22 protein-coding genes are annotated in these 20,698 nt (G+C 71.8%); 9 read left to right on the top strand and 13 right to left on the bottom strand.

Annotation, left to right across the window (positions count from 1 at the left end):
* The first annotated feature begins 194 nt into the window (after positions 1–194).
* Both IF651_RS15120 and IF651_RS15125 read left to right on the top strand, forming a co-directional pair.
* Complete coding sequence (locus IF651_RS15120) at positions 195–1,370, top strand: trans-sulfuration enzyme family protein (protein WP_191829970.1); 1,176 nt, start codon at positions 195–197, stop codon at positions 1,368–1,370.
* 145 nt (positions 1,371–1,515) lie between these two features.
* Positions 1,516–2,283: an AMIN-like domain-containing (lipo)protein gene (locus IF651_RS15125; RefSeq protein ID WP_191829971.1), complete on the top strand. Its 768-nt coding sequence runs from the start codon at positions 1,516–1,518 to the stop codon at positions 2,281–2,283.
* 2 nt (positions 2,284–2,285) lie between these two features.
* Here IF651_RS15125 and IF651_RS15130 read toward each other — a convergent pair whose 3' ends face one another.
* The 8 genes from IF651_RS15130 to IF651_RS15165 all read right to left on the bottom strand — a co-directional run bounded on the left by IF651_RS15130 (position 2,286) and on the right by IF651_RS15165 (position 9,797).
* Positions 2,286–3,311 carry an NAD(P)H-dependent glycerol-3-phosphate dehydrogenase gene (locus IF651_RS15130; protein ID WP_191829972.1) on the bottom strand — a complete coding sequence of 342 codons (1,026 nt, stop codon included), beginning with the start codon at positions 3,309–3,311 and terminating at the stop codon, positions 2,286–2,288.
* On the bottom strand, positions 3,308–4,027 hold the full coding sequence (locus tag IF651_RS15135) for a 1-acyl-sn-glycerol-3-phosphate acyltransferase (RefSeq protein ID WP_191829973.1): 720 nt from the start codon (positions 4,025–4,027) through the stop codon (positions 3,308–3,310). The genes IF651_RS15130 and IF651_RS15135 overlap by 4 nt, the downstream gene beginning before the upstream one ends.
* 61 nt (positions 4,028–4,088) lie before the next feature.
* Positions 4,089–4,694: a response regulator gene (locus tag IF651_RS15140; RefSeq protein ID WP_191829974.1), complete on the bottom strand. Its 606-nt coding sequence runs from the start codon at positions 4,692–4,694 to the stop codon at positions 4,089–4,091.
* Positions 4,691–6,004: a histidine kinase gene (locus IF651_RS18305; protein WP_191829975.1), complete on the bottom strand. Its 1,314-nt coding sequence runs from the start codon at positions 6,002–6,004 to the stop codon at positions 4,691–4,693. The genes IF651_RS15140 and IF651_RS18305 overlap by 4 nt, the downstream gene beginning before the upstream one ends.
* 94 nt (positions 6,005–6,098) lie before the next feature.
* Positions 6,099–7,415 (bottom strand): UDP-N-acetylglucosamine 1-carboxyvinyltransferase, encoded by a 1,317-nt coding sequence (gene murA / locus IF651_RS15150; protein ID WP_191829976.1) that lies wholly within the window; start codon positions 7,413–7,415, stop codon positions 6,099–6,101.
* 236 nt (positions 7,416–7,651) lie between these two features.
* Positions 7,652–8,692: an adenosine deaminase gene (locus IF651_RS15155; protein WP_191829977.1), complete on the bottom strand. Its 1,041-nt coding sequence runs from the start codon at positions 8,690–8,692 to the stop codon at positions 7,652–7,654.
* Positions 8,693–8,790: 98 nt separating this feature from the next.
* Complete coding sequence (gene rnhA, locus IF651_RS15160; RefSeq protein WP_191830052.1) at positions 8,791–9,228, bottom strand: ribonuclease HI; 438 nt, start codon at positions 9,226–9,228, stop codon at positions 8,791–8,793.
* 185 nt (positions 9,229–9,413) lie between these two features.
* Positions 9,414–9,797, bottom strand: a complete 384-nt coding sequence (locus tag IF651_RS15165) for a winged helix-turn-helix transcriptional regulator (RefSeq protein WP_191829978.1) — start codon at positions 9,795–9,797, stop codon at positions 9,414–9,416.
* A 124-nt stretch (positions 9,798–9,921) separates the two neighbouring features.
* Here IF651_RS15165 and IF651_RS15170 point away from each other — a divergent pair, with 124 nt between their 5' ends.
* Positions 9,922–10,764, top strand: a complete 843-nt coding sequence (locus IF651_RS15170) for an NAD(P)H-binding protein (RefSeq protein WP_191829979.1) — start codon at positions 9,922–9,924, stop codon at positions 10,762–10,764.
* 31 nt (positions 10,765–10,795) lie between these two features.
* A complete protein-coding gene (locus tag IF651_RS15175) occupies positions 10,796–11,107 on the top strand; it encodes a hypothetical protein (RefSeq protein WP_191829980.1) in 312 nt (103 codons plus the stop codon).
* Between the two features lie 262 nt (positions 11,108–11,369).
* Here the strand turns inward: IF651_RS15175 and IF651_RS15180 are convergent, their stop codons facing one another.
* On the bottom strand, positions 11,370–11,843 hold the full coding sequence (locus IF651_RS15180; protein WP_191829981.1) for a hypothetical protein: 474 nt from the start codon (positions 11,841–11,843) through the stop codon (positions 11,370–11,372).
* Positions 11,844–11,934: 91 nt separating this feature from the next.
* On the opposite strand from IF651_RS15180, the gene IF651_RS15185 reads away from it, so the two are divergent.
* Complete coding sequence (locus IF651_RS15185) at positions 11,935–12,156, top strand: DUF3024 domain-containing protein (protein WP_241744518.1); 222 nt, start codon at positions 11,935–11,937, stop codon at positions 12,154–12,156.
* Here the strand turns inward: IF651_RS15185 and IF651_RS18390 are convergent.
* Both IF651_RS18390 and lpdA read right to left on the bottom strand, forming a co-directional pair.
* Positions 12,053–12,343: a hypothetical protein gene (locus tag IF651_RS18390; protein WP_479682364.1), complete on the bottom strand. Its 291-nt coding sequence runs from the start codon at positions 12,341–12,343 to the stop codon at positions 12,053–12,055. The two genes, IF651_RS15185 and IF651_RS18390, sit on opposite strands and share 104 nt — an antisense overlap.
* Positions 12,344–12,563: 220 nt before the next feature.
* Entirely contained in the window at positions 12,564–13,967 is a 1,404-nt protein-coding gene (gene lpdA, locus IF651_RS15190) for a dihydrolipoyl dehydrogenase (protein WP_191829982.1), read from the bottom strand.
* Positions 13,968–14,159: 192 nt separating this feature from the next.
* Between lpdA and IF651_RS15195 the strand changes: the two genes are divergently transcribed.
* From IF651_RS15195 to IF651_RS15205, 3 genes are read left to right on the top strand one after another with little or no spacing between them, the layout of a single operon-like run.
* Positions 14,160–15,104 (top strand): DUF808 domain-containing protein, encoded by a 945-nt coding sequence (locus tag IF651_RS15195; protein WP_191829983.1) that lies wholly within the window; start codon positions 14,160–14,162, stop codon positions 15,102–15,104.
* A 57-nt stretch (positions 15,105–15,161) separates the two neighbouring features.
* Complete coding sequence (locus IF651_RS15200) at positions 15,162–16,502, top strand: hemolysin family protein (RefSeq protein WP_191829984.1); 1,341 nt, start codon at positions 15,162–15,164, stop codon at positions 16,500–16,502.
* A gap of 10 nt (positions 16,503–16,512) precedes the next feature.
* A complete protein-coding gene (locus tag IF651_RS15205) occupies positions 16,513–17,448 on the top strand; it encodes an LLM class flavin-dependent oxidoreductase (RefSeq protein WP_194720281.1) in 936 nt (311 codons plus the stop codon).
* 9 nt (positions 17,449–17,457) lie between these two features.
* On the opposite strand, the gene leuD is transcribed toward IF651_RS15205, so the two are convergent.
* Positions 17,458–18,096 carry a 3-isopropylmalate dehydratase small subunit gene (leuD, locus tag IF651_RS15210; RefSeq protein WP_191829985.1) on the bottom strand — a complete coding sequence of 213 codons (639 nt, stop codon included), beginning with the start codon at positions 18,094–18,096 and terminating at the stop codon, positions 17,458–17,460.
* An 87-nt stretch (positions 18,097–18,183) separates the two neighbouring features.
* Positions 18,184–19,665 carry a 3-isopropylmalate dehydratase large subunit gene (leuC, locus tag IF651_RS15215; protein WP_191830054.1) on the bottom strand — a complete coding sequence of 494 codons (1,482 nt, stop codon included), beginning with the start codon at positions 19,663–19,665 and terminating at the stop codon, positions 18,184–18,186.
* A 161-nt stretch (positions 19,666–19,826) separates the two neighbouring features.
* Here leuC and IF651_RS15220 point away from each other — a divergent pair, with 161 nt between their 5' ends.
* Positions 19,827–20,546 carry an IclR family transcriptional regulator gene (locus IF651_RS15220; protein ID WP_191829986.1) on the top strand — a complete coding sequence of 240 codons (720 nt, stop codon included), beginning with the start codon at positions 19,827–19,829 and terminating at the stop codon, positions 20,544–20,546.
* Positions 20,547–20,698: the final 152 nt, after the last annotated feature.

The raw sequence follows: 20,698 nt of genomic DNA on the forward strand, positions 1-20,698 counted from the left end.
GATGCTCCGTTCGAGGGTGCTGTGGAAGGTTCACTCGAAGGATCACGCGGTGGCCGCTCTACGTCGCGTCGAACGACGACGCCGACGAACCCGACGACCGCGCTACACCACTATCAGGGACTCAACTGTCGGACCAGTCTGACGAGACGTAGGCACATGTTCGGCGGCGGCGGGGTTCCGCGTAGCCTGCTGGGATGACTTCGCGTGAGGTTCTCTGTCGGCGTGGTGACGACGTGCCCGGCTCGCTGTCGCCCGCGACGGTCGTCGTCGCGGCCGGGCGGCCCGAGCGGTCGCAGGGCGCGCCCGTGAACCCGCCGATCGTGCTGTCGTCGACCTACGTCTCCCAGGGCGTACAAGGACCCGGAGAGTTCCTGTACGCCCGGATGGACACCGAGACCTGGCATCCGTTCGAGGAAGCGTTGGCCACGCTCGAGGGTTCACCGGTGCCCGCCGTGGCCTTCGCGTCGGGCATGGCGGGGATCGCCGCCATCTTCTCGTTCGTGCCCGCGGGTGGGGTCGTCGTCGTCCCGCGCCACGCCTACCAGGTGACCCTCGGCTTCGCCGACGACCTCGCGCAGCGCGCGGGCGTCGACATCAGACGCGTCGACGTGGCGGACACGGACCAGGTCGTCGCGGCGCTCGACGGCGCGTCGCTCCTGCTGGTCGAGTCGCCCACGAACCCCATGCTCGAGGTCGCGGACCTGCCCGTGCTGCTCGCGGAGGCCCGACGGCGCGGGGTGCTGACCGCGGTCGACAACACGTTCGCGACCCCGCTCGTCCAGCGACCGCTCGAGCACGGGGCCGACCTCGTCGTGCACTCCGTGACGAAGTACCTCGCAGGCCACTCGGACGTGGTCCTGGGCGCCGTGGTCGCGGCGTCGGACGAGCTCGCGCAGCGCGTGCGCGCCTACCGAACGCTGCACGGCGCGATCCCGGGCCCGTTCGAGATCTGGCTCGCGCTGCGGGGGCTGCGCACGCTCGCGCTGCGCGTCGAGCGCTCGCAGGCGAACGCCGCCGAGCTGGCGAGACGTCTCGCCGTGCACCCGGCCGTCGTCGACGTCCGTCACCCGAGCCTGCCCGACGATCCCGGCCACGAGGTCGCGGCGCGGACCATGTCGGGCTTCGGGTCGGTCATCGGCCTGCGCCCCTTCGGCGGCCGCGAGGCCGCGGACGCCGTCGTCGCCGCCGTGCGGCTGTGGGTCCCGGCCACGAGCCTCGGCGGCGTCGAGTCCAGTCTCGAGCGCCGCCGTCGCTTCCCCACGGAGTCGGTCACCGTACCCGAGGACCTCCTGCGGCTGTCTGTCGGCGTCGAGGACGTCGAGGACCTGTGGAGCGACCTGGACCAGGCGTTGCGCTCAGCCGGCCGATAGGTCGGGGTCCCACCGAGGGATCCGTCGAGGCCTCGTCGCTCCTCGCCGGCACGCGGGACGGCGTGACTCTTCAGCGGCCTTTTCGTGACCTGATCGAGGCTTGCGCCAGACGACGTTCACGGGCCTACCTGGGTACGATCGACGGATGGACACGATGCGACTGGTGTGGGAGAGGTCAGCAGTGCGGCGGCCTTCCCGGGGCTCGCGCTCGCCACGGCGCCGGGCCCTGCCCGCGCTGCTCGGTGCGGTCGGCCTCGTGCTCACGCTGGGCGCGTGCGGTGGGGATGGACCCGACGACACCGAGACGGTCACGGTGACCAGCGAGGTCACGCCCGAACCGTCGGACGACGACACCGCGACCGACGAGTCCTCGCCCACGGACGAGGGCACCGACGACGACGGGTCGACCGACGGTGACGAGACCTCGGGCGAGACCGGGGACGACGACGCCGAGGCGCCCGTCCCGTTCCCCGCGAACACCGACCCGGACACCGAGGACCCGTCCTCCGGGGCCATGCTCACGGTCACGGACGTCCGCACCGGCCATCACGACGGCTACGACCGCGTGGTGTTCGAGCTCGACGGCGAGGGCACCCCCGGGTGGCGTGTCGAGTACGTCGGCTCCCCCGCCGACGACGGCAGCGGCAGTCCCGTCGACATCGACGGCGACACGTTCGTGCAGGTCAGCATCTCCGGCAGCGGGTACCCGACGGACACCGGGGTCGACGAGTACTCGGGCCCCGACCCGGTCGAGGCCACGGACTCCGGCGTGATCGAGGAGGTCAGGCTGCGCGGTGTGTTCGAGGGCTACACCCAGGCGTTCATCGGTGTCGACGACGGACCCCGACCCTTCCGCGCCTTCCTGCTCGAGGACCCCACGCGGGTCGTGGTGGACGTCCGCGACGACGGCTGATCTCAGCCCTCCGCCGAGAGCCCTTCCGCCTTCTGCGGCCGGGACAGCAGCCCCCGCGCCATCTCGTCGACCGGCATGCCCTCGTGCAGGACGGCGACCACGCCGGCCGTGATCGGCACGTCGACCCCGGTCGAGCGTGCGAGCTCGAGCACGGAACGGCAGGACTTCACGCCCTCCGCCGTCCCGCCCGTCGCCGCGACGGCCTCGTCGAGGCTCATCCCCTGACCGATGTGCTTGCCGAGCGTGTGGTTGCGCGACAGCGGCGAGGAGCACGTCGCGACGAGGTCCCCCATGCCCGCGAGGCCGGAGAACGTCTCGGCGTCCGCGCCCAGCGCTCGTCCGAGCCTCGTGATCTCCACGAGACCGCGCGTGATCACCGTCGCGGTCGTGTTGTAGCCGAAACCCCGCCCCTGGGCGATCCCCACCGCGAGCGCGATGACGTTCTTCACCGCGCCGCACAGCTCGACGCCCACGACGTCGGTGTTGGTGTACGGCCGGAAGTAGGACGACGAGCACGCCGCGGCGACGCGACGCGCGACGTCCTCGTCGATGCACGAGACGACCGTCGCGGTCGGCTGGCGGTGCGCGATCTCGCGCGCGAGGTTGGGCCCGGACACGACGGCCACGCGCTCGGGTGCGATCCCCAGCGCCTCGACGACGACCTCGCTCATCCGGCGGTCCGTGCCCAGCTCGACGCCCTTCATGAGCGAGACGACGACGGCGTCCGGCCCGACGAGCGGACGTAGCTCGGTCAGCGTCGCGCGCGCGACCTGGGACGGGACGGCCACGACCACGAGATCCGCGCGGTCCAGGGCGGCACGTGGGTCGGTGGTGGCGCGGATACCGGCGGGCAGCTCGATGCCCGGGAGGCGCTTGTCGTTGCGCCGCTCGGTGTTGACCTGGTCCGCGACGTCGGCGTCCCGACCCCAGAGCCGCACCTCGCACCCGGCGTCGGCGAGGACGGACGCGAACGTCGTCCCCCAGCTGCCGGACCCGAGGACGGCAGCGACGGTCGGTGCCGCGCTCACGCGTCGCGCTCCGGCTTCTTGCGCAGGTCGAACGGTTCCACCGGGGGCTCCTCGCCGCGGATCTCCGCGAGCTGGGCGGTGATGGCGGCCATGATGCGTGCCGTCGCCTCGCGCAGCGTCGCCGTGTCCTGCGGGCGGTCGTACAGGTCGGACAGGTCGACGGGGGTGCCGGCGTGCACCGCGACGTGCTTGCGCGGGATCGGCTTGAACACCTTGCCGTACGGCGCGAGCAGGTCCTGGGCGCCCCACTGCGCGATCGGCACGACGGGCGCACGGCTGGTCAGCGCGAGCCGCGCGACGCCGGTCTTGCCGACCATGGGCCACAGGCCCGGGTCACGCGTGAGCGTGCCCTCGGGGAAGAAGACGACGCACTCGCCCGCGTCGAGCTGGGCGGTCGAGTCCACGAGCGACTGGGCAGCACCCTTGGTCCCCCGGTGCACGGGGATCATGCCCGTGCCGGTCAGGATCTTGCCCAGGACCGGCACGTCCCAGAGCGACGACTTCGCCGTGATCTTCGGCGCACGCCCCTGGTCGTACAGGTAGTGCGCGAGCGTGATCGGGTCGACCTGGGTGACGTGGTTCGCCGCGGCGATGAAGCCGGAGGCCGGGAGGTTCTCGGTCCCGCGCCAGTCACGTCGGGTGATCGCGAAGAGGAGCGGTCGCAGGACGGAGGCCAGGGCGCGGTACGCGCGCGGGGTCTGGGGCGGGGTCGACACGAGCACCGAGCCTACCGGTAGGAGCCGCACCGTCGGGATCCCCCGGCGGGCGACGGCGGCCTCAGATCCAGCCGTGCCGACGTGCGACGTGCACCGCCTCGTGCCGGTTCGCGGCACCCAGCTTCGCCGCCGCCGACGAGAGGTAGTTGCGCACCGTACCCGGCGCGAGATGGGCACGGTGGGCGATCTCCTCGACCGGTGCGCCACCGGCGGCGAGCTCCAGGACGTCGGCCTCGCGCTCGGTCAGCGGACTCTCACCGGCGGCGACGGCCTCCGCGGCGAGCTCGGGGTCGACGTACCGGCCGCCGTCGTGCACCGTCCGTACGACGTCCGCGAGGACGCGCGCGGAGACGGTCTTCGGCAGGAACCCCCGCGCTCCCGCCTCCAGCGCGCGCTTGAGATAGCCCGGCCGGCCGTGGCTCGTGACGACGACCACCCCGCACGCCGGCAGCTCGACTCCGAGGCGGCGCGCGACCTCGACACCGTCGAGCCCCGGCATCTGCAGGTCGAGCACGGCGATGTCGGGCTCGTACCTCGTCGCAGCGGCGACGGCCTCCGGACCGGACGCGGCGACCCCGACGACGTCGAGGTCGTCCTCGAGCGCGAGCAGGGACGCGACCGCGTCACGGATCAGGGTCTCGTCGTCGGCCAGCAGGATGCGGATCACGGGCGGTCCTTCGTCGTCGGGCCTGGGACGGGAAGGGCCAGGTCGTCCGCTCGCCCCGGGCCGGACGTGCCCACCACGGGGGCACGACGGTCCGGGACGCGGGCGACGAGACCGAACCGGTCGCCGTCGCTCCAGGTCTCGATCCTGCCGCCCGCACCGTCGAGCCGTTCAGCGAGGCCGACCAGTCCAGAGCCCCGCCCCGCGACCGCGCCCACCGGGACGCCGTCGTTCACGACCTCGACGACGCTCGACGCGTCGTCGCGGTGCAGCGTGATCGTGCAGGACCGCGCGTCCGAGTGCCGCACGACGTTCGTCACGGCCTCCCGCACGGCCCAGGCCAGCGCCTCCTGCGCCTGTGCCCCCACCGGCGTCCCCTCGCCGTGCACCGTGGTGTCGATCCCGGCGGAGCGCAGCACGCTGCGCGCGCCCGCGAGCTCGGCCGGGAGGTCGGTCGCGCGGTAGCCGGCCACGACGGCACGCACCTCGCGCAGCGCGTCCTGCGCGATACGCCGCACCTCGAGCATCTGCTCCTCCGCGCCCGGCCGCCCGCGGGAAGCCAGCTCCGCGGCGAGCTCGCTCTTGACGGCGACCACGGACAGCGTGCGCCCGAACACGTCGTGGAGGTCGCGCGAGAAGCGCAGCCGCTCCTCGGCGACGGCGAGACGCGCGTGCACGACGCGATGGCGCTCCTGCTCCCACACGACGCCGAGCATCCACACCGACACGCGGTAGGAGCCGAAGATCGCGACGAGCATGAGTGCGGTCGAGAGCCCGAGCCCGACCGCCATCCCGGCGCTCGTCGCGGTGATGGGACCGGTCCCGACCCACACGGAGCATCCCGTGCCCGCGGAGAGCACGAGCCCGAGGAGCGCGAGCCGGCGGAACGACAGGAGCGGGACCGCCGCCAGCGTGCCGAACCCGAGCCCCAGGAGCAGGGCGTAGTAGCGCGAGCTGGCGACGACGTCCTCGGGCGACCCGACCGGGAACGTCCAGAACCCGAGGACCCCGACGGCGAGCGAGAGGATCGCGAGCGCGGCCAGGAGTGTCCGACGCGGGACCTGACCGCCGAGGAAGTGCGAGATCCCGGCACGCAGCGACGCGAGGCACACGGCCGTGTGCGCGAGGACGAGGACGAGCCAGACGCCGAGGGTGTCGCGCGAGAACGTCGGGTCGACCCCGACGAGCGCGAGAGCGAGCAGCGGCTCGGACCCGGAGATGAGATACAGCGACCAGCGCGTGTAGGTGTCGAACCGTTCGGGCGCGGTCCGACGGGACCACACCTCGAGGAAGGTCCGGGGTCTGCTGCGCACGGGCACCAGCCTGTCACGGACGGCGGCCCGCAGGCCGTGACAGGCGTCACGACCTCCGGGCCGCCGTCGGGACGCGGCGGGTGCGAGCAGCCGCTCAGTCGCGGCTGACGTCGGCGCCGAGGGCGACGAGCTTGTCCTGGAAGTTCTCGTACCCGCGGTCGATGAGACTGATGCCCCGCACCGTGGAGGTGCCGTTCGCGGCGAGCGCGGCGATGAGGTGGGAGAACCCGCCCCGCAGGTCGGGGACCTCGATGTCGGCCGCGGCGAGCGGCGTCGGGCCCGAGATGACGGCCGAGTGGCGGAAGTTGCGCTGCCCGAACCGGCACGCCCGTCCGCCCAGGCACTCCTTGTAGACCTGGATGTGCGCGCCCATGCCGCGCAGAGCCTCGGTGAACCCGAACCGGTTCTCGTAGACCGTCTCGTGGACGATCGACAGGCCGGTGGCCTGCGTGAGCGCGACGACGAGCGGCTGCTGCCAGTCGGTCATGAAGCCGGGGTGCACGTCGGTCTCGAGCACGATCGAGGTCAGGTCGCCGCCGGGGTGCCAGAACCGGATGCCGTCGTCCTGGACGTCGAAGCGGCCGCCGACCTTGCGGAACGTGTTGAGGAACGTCATCATCTCAGGCTGCGTCGCGCCCTTGACCATGATGTCGCCACCCGTGGCGAGGGCGGCGGACGCCCACGACGCGGCCTCGATGCGGTCGCCGAGCGCCGTGTGGTTGTAGCCGTCGAGGCGGTCGACGCCCTCGATGCGGATGACCCGGTCGGTGTCGACCGAGATGATCGCGCCCATCTTCTGCAGCACCGCGATGAGGTCCATGATCTCGGGCTCGATCGCCGCGTTCGCGAGCTCGGTGATGCCCTCGGCGCGGACGGCGGTCAGGAGCAGCTGCTCGGTCGCGCCCACCGACGGGTAGGGCAGCTCGATCTTGGTGCCCTGCAGCCGTCGCGGTGCGCGGATGTGGATGCCGTTCTCGCGCTTGTCCACGACCGCGCCGAACTGGCGCAGGATGTCCAGGTGGTAGTTGATCGGCCGGTCGCCGATCCGGCAGCCGCCGAGGTCGGGGATGAACGCCTCGCCGAGGCGGTGCAGCAGCGGGCCGCAGAACAGGATCGGGATGCGGCTCGACCCGGCGTGCGCGTCGATGTCCGCGACGTGCGCCGACTCCACGTTCGACGGGTCGAGGTCGAGGATGCCGGCGTCGGGGTCGGACTTCACGGACACGCCGTGCAGCTCCAGCAGCCCGGTGACTACTCCCACGTCGCGGATCTGCGGCACGTTGCGCAGGACGCTCGGCGACTCGCCCAGCAACGACGCCACCATCGCCTTGGACACGAAGTTCTTCGCGCCGCGGACGGTGATGGTCCCGTCCAGCGGGGTCCCGCCGTTCACGTACAGCACATCGTTCATGAGCTCGGATCGCCCTCTCGACAGCAGTTGGTGGTCCAGGTGGAGCGGCGCAGACCGCCCTGCTCCCTGGTGCCCGTACACGGCACCCGGAGATTATTCACCTGTTCGGGCGGGCACGACGATCCCGCCTCGCGCCGGACCCGCATCGTGAGACGGTGCTTCCGTCATACGAGAACCTCGTCCCGGCGGGCTCCACGTTACCCGGCGGTACGCCCCGGCAGGAGCTCACGGCCCCCTCAGCCGGCGTCCAGGCCGTAGGACGCGACGTACCGGTCGACCTCCGCGAGGTACGCGTCGCGCTGCGCGACGCCCAGCCACGAGGCGGCGAACGAGTTCCGTGCCAGCCGCACGACCTCCTCGCACGTCAGGCCGGCGGCCTCGGCGAGCGCGAGGTAGTTGTCCGCGACATACCCGCCGAAGTACGCGGGATCGTCGGAGTTGACGGTCACGCGCACCCCCGAGCGCAGCAGCCCGACGATCTCCGTCGCCTTCATGTCGTCGGAGACGAACGAGTTCGAGATCGGGCAGCACGTGAGCCCGAGCCCGCGCTCGAGCAGGACCTCCACGAGCGCCGGGTCCTCCACGACGTTCGTGCCGTGGTCCACCCGGTCCACCACGACCTGCTCCAGCACCGTGCGGATGTTGTCGATGCTGCCGGCCTGGTCGATGTCGCAGTGCATCGTCAGGCGGTAGCCGAGGTCGCGCGCCCGCGCGAACACGGTGGCGAACTTCTCCGGCGGGTTGCCACGCTCGTCCGAGTCCAGCCCGACGCCGAGGATCCGGTCCCGGAACGGCACCGACGCCTCGAGCGTCTCCGCGGCGCTCTCGGCCGACATGTCGCGCAGGAAGCACAGGATCAGGTGCGCGTCGACGCCGTGCCGTTCCGGCGCCTCGGCAGCCGCCCGGTGGTAGCCGGTCACGACGGTCTCGAACGGCACACCGCGCGACGTGTGCGCCTGGGGGTCGAAGAACATCTCGACGTGCTTCACGCCGTCGGCGGCGGCACGCGCGAGGTAGGCGTCGGCGAGCTCGTAGAAGTCGTCCGCCGTCTGCAGCACCTCCATCGCCGGGTAGTAGACCGCGAGGAAGCTCGCGAGCGAGTCGAACGCGTACGTGGCGCGGACGTCCTCGACGGTCGACTGGCCGATGTCGATCCCGTTGCGGTCCGCGAGGCGCAGCTTGAGGTCCGGCTCGAGCGTCCCCTCCAGGTGCAGGTGCAGCTCGGCCTTCGGCAGGCCGGTGATGAACTCGCGCGTCGGCGTCGTCGGCAGAGCCATGGTTCTCCTTCTCGGGTCGGGTCGTCCTCGCCCATCTTCCCCCCTGCCCGACGCCGGGGTCACCCGAGCGCGAGCGGTGCAGCGCGTCGTCGCGCGGTTCAGGAAGAGGACGCGCGGTCGCGCACCTGGTCGACACCACGGTTGGCGAGCTCGTCCGCGCGCTCGTTGCCCGGATCACCGGCGTGCCCCTTGACCCAGACCCAGCGCACCTCGTGCCGCGCCACCTCGGCGTCGAGCGCCTGCCAGAGCTCGACGTTCTTGACCGGCTTCTTGTCGCTGGTGCGCCAGCCGTTGCGCTTCCAGCCGACGATCCAGGACGTCATGCCGTTCATGACGTACGACGAGTCGACGTGGAGCGTGACGTCGCACGGCCGGGTGAGCGCACGCAGCCCTTCGATGACGGCGGTCAGCTCCATCTTGTTGTTGGTCGTCATGGGGTCCCCGCCGAAGAGCTCCCGCTCGCGGCCCTGCGAGCGCATGAGCACGCCCCACCCGCCGACGCCGGGGTTGCCCTTGCACGCGCCGTCGGTCCACATCTCCACGACGGTCAGGGCGTCCGTCGCCGTGGCACCGCCGTCGATGCGCGGCGTGGTCACGAGGTCGGGCTCCGAGTCAGGCACAAGACCACACTAGACGCCGTGGCGAAAGGGTCTCGGCCCGAAAGTCGTCGACGCACGGTGTGTGGTCGGGGGGCGGGCCTCGACGGTGCGTGACAGCCGGGTTACCGCGGCAGCGGGCCGTTGTACGCGCTGCGGGCCTGCTCGACGGCGGGCAGGTGGTCGTCGGTCCAATCGGCGAGGGCGGCGAAGACGGGCGACAGGCTCTCTCCGAGATCGGTGATCTCGTACTCGACGCGGGGCGGCACCTCGGGGAAGTACTGCCGTCGCACCAGGCCGTCGCGCTCGAGCTGGCGAAGCCGCTCGGTGAGGACCTTCGGCGTGATGGTGCCGAGTCGCCGTTCGAGCTCGCCGAAGCGCAGCCGCCCCGACCGGTGGAGCGTCCACAGGATCGGGGTCGTCCAGCGACTGAAGAGCAGGTCCACCGTCGGGCTGATCCGGCACACGACCGGGGCGTCGACGACGGTGATCGCGTCGGTGCTGTCCATCTCGCTCCAGTACTTTCCAGGGGGAACCTGCTCGGAGTCGGCTCCTAGATTCCTCGTGTCGCCGCCGCACGGCAGCGATCCGGTGCATCTCCCGCATCGGAAGCATCTCACCGAGGAGCAAATCATGATCGTCGTCACAGGTGCTACCGGCAATGTCGGCCGGCCGCTCGTCGAGTCACTCGCACGTTCCGGCCACGCCGTCACCGCCGTCTCCCGCGGGATCTCGTCGCCGCCACCCACGCTCCCAGGCGTCACCTCGATCACCGCGGATCTCGCCGACCCGCCCAGCCTGACGTCCGCGCTGAAGGGAGCCACAGCGCTCTACGTCCTGGTCTCCGGAGCGGGCGCGCACGTCGATGGCCCCGCCGTGCTGCGGCGCGCGGCCGAGGCCGGCGTCGAGCGCGTCGTCCTCCAGTCCTCCCAGGCCGCCGGCTCTCGGCCGGACGCGGTCTCGCACGCACCGCTCGCCGCCCTCGAGCAGCAGGTCCGGTCGTCCGGCATGGCCTGGACGATCCTGCGCCCTGGAGGATTCACCACCAACGCGTTCGCCTGGACGCCATCGATCCGCGAGCTGCGCACCGTCTTCGCGCCCTACGCCGACGTCGCGCTCCCAGCCGTGGACCCCCTCGACATCGCCGACGTCGCAGCGGCGGCGCTCACCGACGACGTCCACACGGGCCGGAGCTATACGCTCACCGGGCCCGAGACGACCAGCCCGCGAGGCCGGACGGAGATCCTCGCGGACGCGCTCGGCGAGGAGCTGGCCTTCGTCGAGCTCGAACACGCCCAGGCCAGGGATCAGCTGTTGCACGTGATGCCCGAACGGGTCGCCGACGGCACGCTCGCCATCCTCGGCCGGCCGACGCCCGACGAACGCCGCGTCAGCCCCGACATCGAGTCCGTGCTCGGACGCCCCGCCACGTCGTTCGCCACCTGGGCCCGCCGCAACATCGAGGCATTCCGTTGACGATCCTGCGCGGGCACCTCGACATCCGGGGGTGTCCACCGAGGCCGTCGAGACCACTGGGCGTTGCGCCCGCGACGCCAACATGCTCGTGCTCGCCTACGCCGCCGTCAGCGCCGGCAAAGACCTTCCCCGTCGGCAGATCGCCGAGACCCTGGACTCGCTCGGCTACCAGCACTCCGACGGGCGCCCGGTCGACGCCCACGCGCTCCGCGGCTTCGAGGGCAACGCCCTCGACGTGCTCATGAACGTCGCCGCACCGCCGTTCAACCGGCGGACCGAGCACCGGACCTCACCCGTCGCCGCGGCGTTGGCGTACGTCGCGCTCACCCGGCCTGCCGCATGACCCTGCGCGATCCGCCTTCGTCGTCGCCGGAGGCACGGCGCTCGCCGAGCTGAACGACCGCCTCACCGACGTCCTCACCCCCGACGAGCCGGCCACGGTGAGCCACTCGCTCGAGCACGTGACGCACCGCTCTCGTAGCCGCGCCGCGATGCCCTCACAGCTCCGTCTCGGTCAGCGTTCGCGAACCCGGAGCCCAGAAGGAACTCCGCCCTCCTGACACGGTCCCCGACGGAGGGGACCACCGACCGGGCGGCCGCGGCAGTCACCGCACCCAGGTGACCTCGGCCTCCGTCGGCCCTCCGCACTCGGCCGTCCCGCCGACGCGCACCCAGCCGACGTCGAACTCCGTCTGCTCGAGCACGTCCCCGTCGTCGTCCAGGGCGCGGAGCGCGATCAGGTTCGGTGGGTAGAAGAGGGTGAAAGTCCAGGTGTCGCCATCGTGTGACGTCGGGATGGCGGGCACCTCCGCGTCCGGCGGGTACAGCGGCTGCCAGTGGTCGCCGTCGCGCACCTGGAGGACGGCCACCTCGGACGTGTCCCCGTCGAGCGTCACCTCGAGCACGCTGGAGTAGCCGATCGCCGGGCACGCCCGTTGCGTCCCGGGCACGTCGGGTGCCACGACGGCGGCGACGACGGTGAGCGCGACGATGCCGAGCGCCGCCACCGCCGCCCAGGGCGGTAGCCGCAGGCGCCGCGAGCGCTCCGGTGCCGGTCGGTCACTGTCGGATGGCGCCATCGCTCCTCCCCATGTGGTCCGTCGTCCACATCATGTCGCGAGGCGGCGCGTACTTGCGCGGGTGGCGGCGCTGTCGTCCAGGAGGACGAGCATGACGATGCCCGAGGCCGACCTGTTGCGCATCGGACGGTGGTGCCGGGAGCAGGTTCCAGAGCACCTGTGGGACCACGTTCGGGTCGAGGCCGAGATCGCCGACCGGCACGTGACGATCATCGAGACACGTCTGCCGTGGGACGGTCAGGGCGTCTGGACACGCTTCCCGATCGCCCGACTGCGCTACACCGCCACGACGGGCCAGTGGAGCATCTCCTGACGCGACCGGAACCTGAGGTTCCACGAGTACAAGGTCCTGACGCGGCATGCGTCTGGTTGAGGAACGCCCGCGCGTCGGTCTTCGTGAGGAACCTCAGCGGCCGATCGTCGGCCGTGCGCGCCGAGTACGCCTCTCCGTCGGGGCCCCTGTACCGCGCCTGCCACCGCTTCGACGGCAGCTGGCGCAGCCGTCCCCATGCCTCGCGGTGCTGCCGAGTTTCTCACTTCTTTGCCATCTCGACCCTCCTGTTCTCGTGCCCGCTCCGTGCCACTTCGAGTGGCACGCAGGGGCACGCCCGTCCTCAGGTGTGCACGGACCTCCAGACAGAAAGAGGCCCGGATCCACGGAACTCCGCGGATCCGGGCCTCTGACCAGAGGGTCGACCGGTGACCGATTCGTCCCGGTTGCTAGAAGTTGATCATGTGCCCCGCGAGGCCGTGGACGGACTCCTGGACCGCCTCGGACAGCGTCGGGTGCGTGTGCACGTTGCGCGCGACGTCGAAGACCGTGAGGTCCCACTTCTGCGCGAGCGTGAGCTCGGGCAGCAGCTCGGACGCGTCAGGACCGATGAGGTGGCCGCCGAGGAGCTCGCCGTAGGTCTCGTCCGAGATGAGCTTGACGAACCCGGTCGGGTCGCCGAGCCCGTGGGCCTTGCCGTTGGCCATGAACGGGAAGTTCGCGACCTTGACCTGGTAGCCCTCGTCGCGCGCCTGCTGCTCGGTGAGGCCGAAGCTCGCGACCTGCGGCTGGCAGAACGTCGCGCGCGGCATCATGCGGTAGTCGCCGAGCGTGAGGGTCTCGGCGCCGCCGATGGTCTCGGCCGCGACGACGCCCTGCGCCTCGGCGACGTGCGCGAGCATGAGCTTCGCGGTGACGTCACCGATCGCGTAGACGTGCTCGACGTTGGTGCGCATGACGTCGTCGATCGCGATGGCGCCGCGCTCGGTGAGCTCCACGCCGGTGTTCTCGAGGCCGAAGCCCTCGACGTTCGGCGCGAACCCGACGGCCATGAGGACCTTGTCGACCTCGAGCTGGCCCGGCTCGTCGTCCTTGACGCCCTTGTAGGAGACGGTGACGGACGACCCGTTGTCCTCGACGGTCTGGACCGCCGTCGAGGTCAGGAGCTTCACGCCGAGCTTCTTGTACTGCTTGGCGATCTCCTTGGACACGTCGGCGTCCTCGTTGGGCAGCGCGCGGTCGAGGAACTCGATGATGGTGACGTCCACGCCGTAGTTCTTCAGGACGTACCCGAACTCCATGCCGATGGCACCGGCGCCGACGATGGCGATCGACTTCGGCAGCTCGCGCGTGAGGATCTGCTTCTCGTACGTCACGACGTTCTCGGACAGCTCGACGCCCGGGAGGAGCCGCACGGTCGAGCCCGTCGCGATGATCACGTCGTCGAACGTGACCTGGTCCGTCGAGCCGTCGGACAGCGAGACGTCGATCGTGTGCGCGTCGCGGAACGTGCCGCGCCCGTCGTACTCGGTGATCTTGTTCTTCTTCATGAGGAAGTGCACGCCCTTGACGCGACCGTCCGCGACCGTGCGCGAGCGGTCGAACGCCGCGCCGAAGTCGAAGCTCACGTCACCGGACATGCCGAAGGTCTTCGCGTCGTGGGTGAAGATGTGCGCGAGCTCGGCGTTGCGCAGGAGCGCCTTGGAGGGGATGCAGCCCACGTTCAGGCACACCCCGCCCCAGTACTTCTCCTCCACGACCGCGACCGACAGGCCCAGCTGGGCTGCACGGATCGCGGCCACGTAACCACCGGGGCCTGCACCGAGGACGACGACGTCGTAGTGGGATGCCATGGTTCCCAGCCTACTGGCGCGAGAGCGCTCGCGAACCCTGCGCGCGGGCGACGTCCGCCACACCCCGCCCGGCACCGGACGCTCCCCCGTCACGTACCCCCGAGTCGCTACGATGCGCTGCAGCCGCGTCGAACCCGACCTGCATGCCCGTGGGCGGCGACACAGGCAGCCGACGACACGACGGAGCACACCATGGCAATCGGCCTCGCTGCCCTCCTCGACGACATCGCCGCGTTCGCCAAGCTCGCCGCGGCGTCCGTCGACGACGTGGGCGCCGCCGCGGGTCGCGCGAGCGTCAAGGCGACCGGCGTCGTCATCGACGACACGGCCGTCACGCCCCGGTACGTGGAGGGCCTGGCCGCCAAGCGCGAGCTGCCCATCATCCGGCGCATCGCGACCGGCTCGTTGCGCAACAAGCTCCTGTTCATCCTCCCGGCCGCGCTGCTGCTCAGCGAGTACCTGCCGTGGCTCCTGACGCCCCTGCTCATGCTCGGTGGCACGTACCTCGCGTTCGAGGGCGCCGAGAAGGTGTGGGAGATGGTGTCGGGCACGCACCACGCCGCGGTCGACGACGCTGCCGCGAAGAAGGCCGTCGACGAGGACCAGGTCGTGTCGAGCGCCGTGCGCACCGACTTCATCCTGAGCGCGGAGATCATGGTCATCGCGCTGAACGAGGTCGCGGGCGAAGGCTTCTGGGCGCGCGCGATCATCCTCGCGATCGTCGCCGTGCTCATCACCGCGCTCGTGTACGGCGTCGTCGCGATCATCGTGAAGGCCGACGACGTCGGCCTGCACCTCGCCGGCCGGGAGACCTCGTGGGTGCAGTCCTTCGGCCGCGGGATCGTCAGGGCGATGCCGCGCGTCATGGCTGTCATCTCGTTCGTCGGCGTCATCGCGATGCTCTGGGTCGGTGGCCACATCCTGCTGCAGGGCGCGTACGACCTCGGCTGGCACGGTCCCTACGACGTGCTGCACCACCTCGAAGGCCTCGTCGACGGTGTCTCCGGGGTGGGCGGGTTCCTCACGTGGCTCGTCGACACCGCGGGGTCGGCGGTCGTCGGCATCGTGGTCGGGGGCGTGGTCGTGGCGGTGGTGCACCTGGTCCAGCACGTGCGCGGGGGGCGCACGCACGCCTGAGCCTGCGGCGCACGCGGCCGACCCGCGAGCGGCGCTCACGCCTGGTTGGATGGTCCGATGGATTCCGGCACCTGGACCAACATCGCCCTCGTCCTGCTCTTCGTCCTCGTCGGCGGCGTCTTCGCCGGGACCGAGATCGCCCTCGTCTCGTTGCGCGAGAGCCAGGTCGCGCAGCTCGCGAAGCAGTCCCCCCGCGGTGCGCGCGTCGCGAGCGTGGCGCGCGACCCGAACCGCTTCCTCGCCGCCGTCCAGATCGGCGTGACGGTCGCGGGCTTCTTCTCGGCCGCGTACGGCGCGTCGACCCTCGCCCCCGACCTCGCGCCGGTGCTCGAGGGCCTCGGCCTCTCGGAGTCGCTCGCCTCGACGGTCGCGCTCGTGCTGCTCACGCTCGTCGTGGCGTACCTGTCGCTCGTCCTGGGCGAGCTCGTGCCCAAGCGCATCGCGCTGCAGCGATCGGCCCCCGTCGCCCTCGCCGTCGCCCCGCCGCTCGACCGCTTCGCGACGCTCATGCGTCCCGTGATCTGGCTGCTGTCGAGGTCGACGGACGCCGTGGTCCGCCTCGTCGGGGGCGACCCGTCCGCACGGAGCGAGGAGATGAGCGAGGACGAGCTGCGCCAGCTCGTCCTCGACCACGAGGACCTGCCCGAGGACGAGCGGCAGATCCTCGGCGACGTCTTCGAGGCGGGCTCCCGCTCGCTCGCCGAAGCCATGACGCCGCGCGCGGACGTCGCGTTCCTCCCCGCGGCGTCGAGCCTCGCCGACGCCGCGCGTGAGGTGGCCTCCGGTCCGTACTCGCGCTACCCCGTGACGGGCGAGGACTTCGACGACATCATCGGGTTCCTCCACGTGCGGGACCTGCTCGGCCCCGAACCGTGGGCCGAGGGAGCGGTCGGGACCGCAGGACCGCAGGAGGTCCGGCCCCGCACGGTGCGCGACGTCGTCCGGCCCGTCCTCGAGCTGCCCGCGACGAACACGGTGCTGCCCACGATGTCCCGCATGCGGCGCGAGGGCGTGCACATCGCCGTCGTGGTCGACGAGTACGGCGGCACCGACGGGATCGTCACGCTCGAGGACCTCGTGGAGGAGCTGGTCGGCGACATCCGCGACGAGTACGACCCGCACGAGCCGTCCGCGGCGCGCGAGCACGCCGGCGCGACCAGCGTCGACGCCGGTCAGACCATCGAGGAGTTCGCGCGCCGCACGGGCGTCTCCCTCCCCGACGGCCCGTACGAGACCGTGGCGGGGTTCGTCATCGCGGACCTCGGCAGGCTCGCGGGCGTCGGCGACCACGTCGACGTCGGCGACCACCGCCTCACGGTGACCGACGTCGCGCGGCGGCGGATCGTGCGGGTCGACGTCACCGCCGTCGCCGCCCCGGATGTGGGTGGCGACGCCTAGCGTGATCGCCATGGACACGACGACGGAGACCGAGACAGGGGCCGGCCGGGCGGGCCGGGCCGACACGACGGCGGGCATCAGGGTCGGGTTCGTCGGGAGCTTCGGGTCGGCGCCGCAGGTCGTCGACATGGCGGTAACGGCCGAGGACGCGGGCTGGGAAGGGTTCTTCTCGTGGGACGGCATGAGCATCATGGCCGTCGACACGTTCGACCCGTGGTCGATCCTCGCGGCGGCGGCGGTACGCACCGAACGCATCGCGCTGGGCGCGATGGTGTTCGCCCTCCCCCGGCGCAAGCCCTGGGAGGTGGTCCGCCAGGCCCTGACGGTCGACCACCTGTCCGGCGGCCGCCTCGTCCTGCCGGTAGGCGTGGGCGTGCTGGACGACGGCGGGTTCTCCGCGGTCCCCGACCAGCCGCAGGCGCTGCGCGACCGCGCTCAGCAGCTCGACGACGCGCTCGACTTCCTCGATCGTGCCTGGGCCGGCGAGCCGTTCGACTTCTCCGGTAGGCGGCTGTCGACCGCACAGATGCAGTTCCTGCCGCGACCGGTCGATCGCGAGGGCGTCGGCCGGCGCGTCCCGGTCTGGCCGGTGGGCGTCTGGGACGCCGAGCGCCCCCCGACGAGGTCCCTCGACCGTACGCTGCGCCACGACGGGATCGTGCTCCAGCTCCGCGGCGAGCGCGGGTTCGACGTGCCGACGCCCGACGACGTCGCGTCGCTCGTGGCGTGGCTCACTGCCCGCCGCGCCGAGCTGGACGTCGCGGACGGGCCGTACGACGTCGTCGTCCAGGGCGTGCTGCCCACGGACCGCGCCGCGGCCGCCGACCAGCTCGCGGCCCTCCGGGCCGCGGGCGCGACCTGGTGGGTCGAGTCCCGCTGGAACCCCGAGACCGCGACCCCGACGTCGCTGCTCGACGCGATCCAGGCAGGCCCGCCCCGCCCCTGAGGCGATGGGTCAGCGGGCGGGCCGAGCAGCCTCGATCTCGACCTTCGGCAGCGTCTTGGCCGGGAGCGTCAGCGGTCGCCACGACGCACGCGTCGCCTCGAACGCGGTGATCTCGTCCGCGTGCTGAAGGGTCAGGCCGATGTCGTCGAGGCCCTCCATGAGCCGCCAGCGCGTGTAGTCGTCGATCTGGAACGACACGGTGACGTCCTGGGCCGACGCGGTCCGCGCGGCCAGGTCGACGGTCACCTCGGTGCCGGGATCGTTCTCGAGGATCTTCCACAGGAGCTCGATGTCCTCCTGCGCGACGATCCCCGCGACGAGGCCCTGCTTGCCGGAGTTTCCGCGGAAGATGTCGGCGAACCGGGACGCGAGGACGACGCGGAAGCCATAGTCCTTGAGCGCCCACACGGCGTGCTCACGGGACGAGCCGGTGCCGAAGTCGGGGCCGGCGACCAGCACGGAGCCGGACGTGTAGGCGTCCTGGTTGAGGACGAACGCCGGGTCGCTGCGCCACGCCGCGAACAGCGCGTCCTCGAAGCCTGTGCGGGTGACGCGCTTGAGGTAGACGGCGGGGATGATCTGGTCGGTGTCGACGTTGCTGCGACGCAGCGGGACGCCGACGCCGGTGTGGGTCGTGAACTTCTCCATGATGGGACCTCTTCGTGAAGGGAAGGACTGAGTGGCACCAGGTGGCACCAGGTGGCACGGTCGCGGGCGCCGGGTAGCGCCGGGGCGTCAGACCTGGACGAGGACGCCCGGGTCGAGCGGTGCGAGCGGCGTGCCGTCGAACGAGGTGAGGTCGACGTCGTCGGGCAGGTCGAGGTCCGAGACGGACGAGAGGGTGCCGCGGATCGCGGTCGCGGCCGCGACGAGCGGCGAGACGAGGTGGGTGCGGCCGCCCTTGCCCTGGCGCCCCTCGAAGTTGCGGTTCGACGTCGAGGCCGCGCGCTCTCCGGGTGCGAGCTGGTCGGGGTTCATCCCCAGGCACATGGAGCACCCGGCGTTGCGCCACTCGGCGCCGAACTCCTTGAAGATCACGTCGAGGCCCTCGGCCTCGGCCTGCAGGCGCACCCGGGCGGACGCGGGCACGACGAGCACACGCACGCTGTCGGCCTTCTGCTTGCCCTGGACGACCTTCGCGATCGACCGCAGGTCCTCGATGCGCCCGTTGGTGCACGAGCCCATGAAGACCGTGTCCACCGGGACCTCGCGCAGCGGCTGGCCCGGGGTGAGGCCCATGTACTCGATCGCGCGCTCCGCGGCAACGCGCTCGCTCTCGTCGGCGATCTCCGCGGGGACGGGCACGGTCGCCGAGATCGGCAGGCCCTGACCCGGGTTGGTGCCCCACGTGACGAACGGCTCGAGGTCCGACGCGTGGAGGGTGACCTCGGTGTCGAAGACGGCGTCGTCGTCGGAGCGCAGCGTGCGCCAGTACTCGACGGCGGCGTCCCAGTCGGCACCCTCGGGCGCGTGCGGGCGGCCCTTGAGGTACTCGAACGTCGTGTCGTCGGGGGCGATCATCCCCGCGCGGGCGCCGGCCTCGATCGACATGTTGCAGACGGTCATCCGCGCCTCCATCGAGAGCGTGCGGATCGCCTCGCCGCGGTACTCCAGGACGTAGCCCTGGCCGCCACCGGTGCCGATCTTGGCGATGATCGCGAGGATGATGTCCTTGCTCGTCGCACCGGGGGGCAGCGCACCGTCGACGTTGATCGCCATGGTCTTGAACGGCGCGAGCGGCAGGGTCTGCGTCGCGAGCACGTGCTCGACCTCGGAGGTGCCGATCCCGAACGCGAGCGCACCGAACGCACCGTGGGTCGAGGTGTGCGAGTCGCCGCACACGACCGTCAGGCCGGGCATGGTCAGGCCGAGCTGCGGGCCGACCTGGTGGACGATCCCCTGGTCGGCGTCACCGAGCGAGTGGATGCGCACGCCGAACTCGCGCGCGTTGTTGCGCAGCGTGTCGATCTGCGTGCGGCTCGTGAGGTCGGCGATCGGCAGGTCGATGTCGAGCGTCGGCGTGTTGTGGTCCTCGGTCGCGATCGTGAGGTCCGGGCGACGGACGGGGCGACCGGCGAGGCGCAGGCCCTCGAACGCCTGCGGGCTGGTGACCTCGTGCACGAGGTGGAGATCGATGTAGAGGAGGTCGGGCGACCCGTCGGTGCCGCGTCGCACCAGGTGCGCGTCCCAGACCTTCTCTGCCAGCGTGCCGGCCATGTTGCTCATCTCCTCAGTCTTCTGCCACGGCCGCTCCCACGGGTTACGGGGGGCCGTCGGACGATGGTCCGTCCTCGGGTCGCCGGATGGGCGGACCGTCCAGCGGGTGGAATGTACGCCACGAACTTGCATCTCATTGCGTGAGACGTCAGTATCGACCTATGGACAATAGTAGCGGAGTCGGCGTGCTCGACAAGGCGGCGTCGGTCCTGGGCGCCCTCGAGTCCGGCCCGGCCACCCTCGCACAGCTCGTCACCGCCACGGGCCTCGCCCGCCCGACGGCGCACCGCCTCGCCGTCGCCCTCGAGCACCACCGCATGGTCACGCGCGACATGCAGGGCCGATTCGTCCTCGGGCCGCGCCTGAACGAGCTCGCCACCGCCGCCGGGGAGGACCGGCTCCTCGCCGCGGCCAACCCGGTGCTCACCGCGCTGCGCGACCACACGGGCGAGAGCGCGCAGCTCTACCGCCGCCAGGGCGACCACCGCATCTGCGTGGCCGCGGCCGAGCGCCCGGTCGGCCTGCGCGACTCGATCCCCGTCGGCGCGACACTGACGATGCAGGCCGGCTCGGCCGCGCAGATCCTGCTCGCGTGGGAGGAGCCGGACCGGTTGCACCGCGGCCTGCGCGAGGCCAAGTTCACCGCGACGATCCTCTCCGGTGTCCGACGCCGCGGCTGGGCCCAGTCCGTGTCGGAGCGCGAGCTCGGGGTGGCCTCGGTCTCGGCCCCCGTGCGGGGTCCGTCGGGACGCGTCGTGGCCGCGGTCTCGATCTCCGGCCCCGTCGAGCGCCTCTCGCGCCAGCCGGGTCGCCTCCACTCGGGTTCGGTGGCCGCCGCCGCGAACCGCCTCACCGAGGTCCTGCGCCGCGCCGGCGAGTAGCCGTACCGCCACCGGAGCACGTGCTACCCGGCCCGGCCGGGAAGTCGACCCCTCGGCGCGCCGTGGGGACCAATCAGGACGGGCCCTGTCAAAATGGCACGCACTGCTGCCATGCTGGGGCACGCTTGCTCGACCCGAGCTGCGCAGCAGGG

This window comes from Cellulosimicrobium arenosum (assembly GCF_014837295.1).
Classification (GTDB): Bacteria; Actinomycetota; Actinomycetes; order Actinomycetales; family Cellulomonadaceae; genus Cellulosimicrobium; species Cellulosimicrobium arenosum.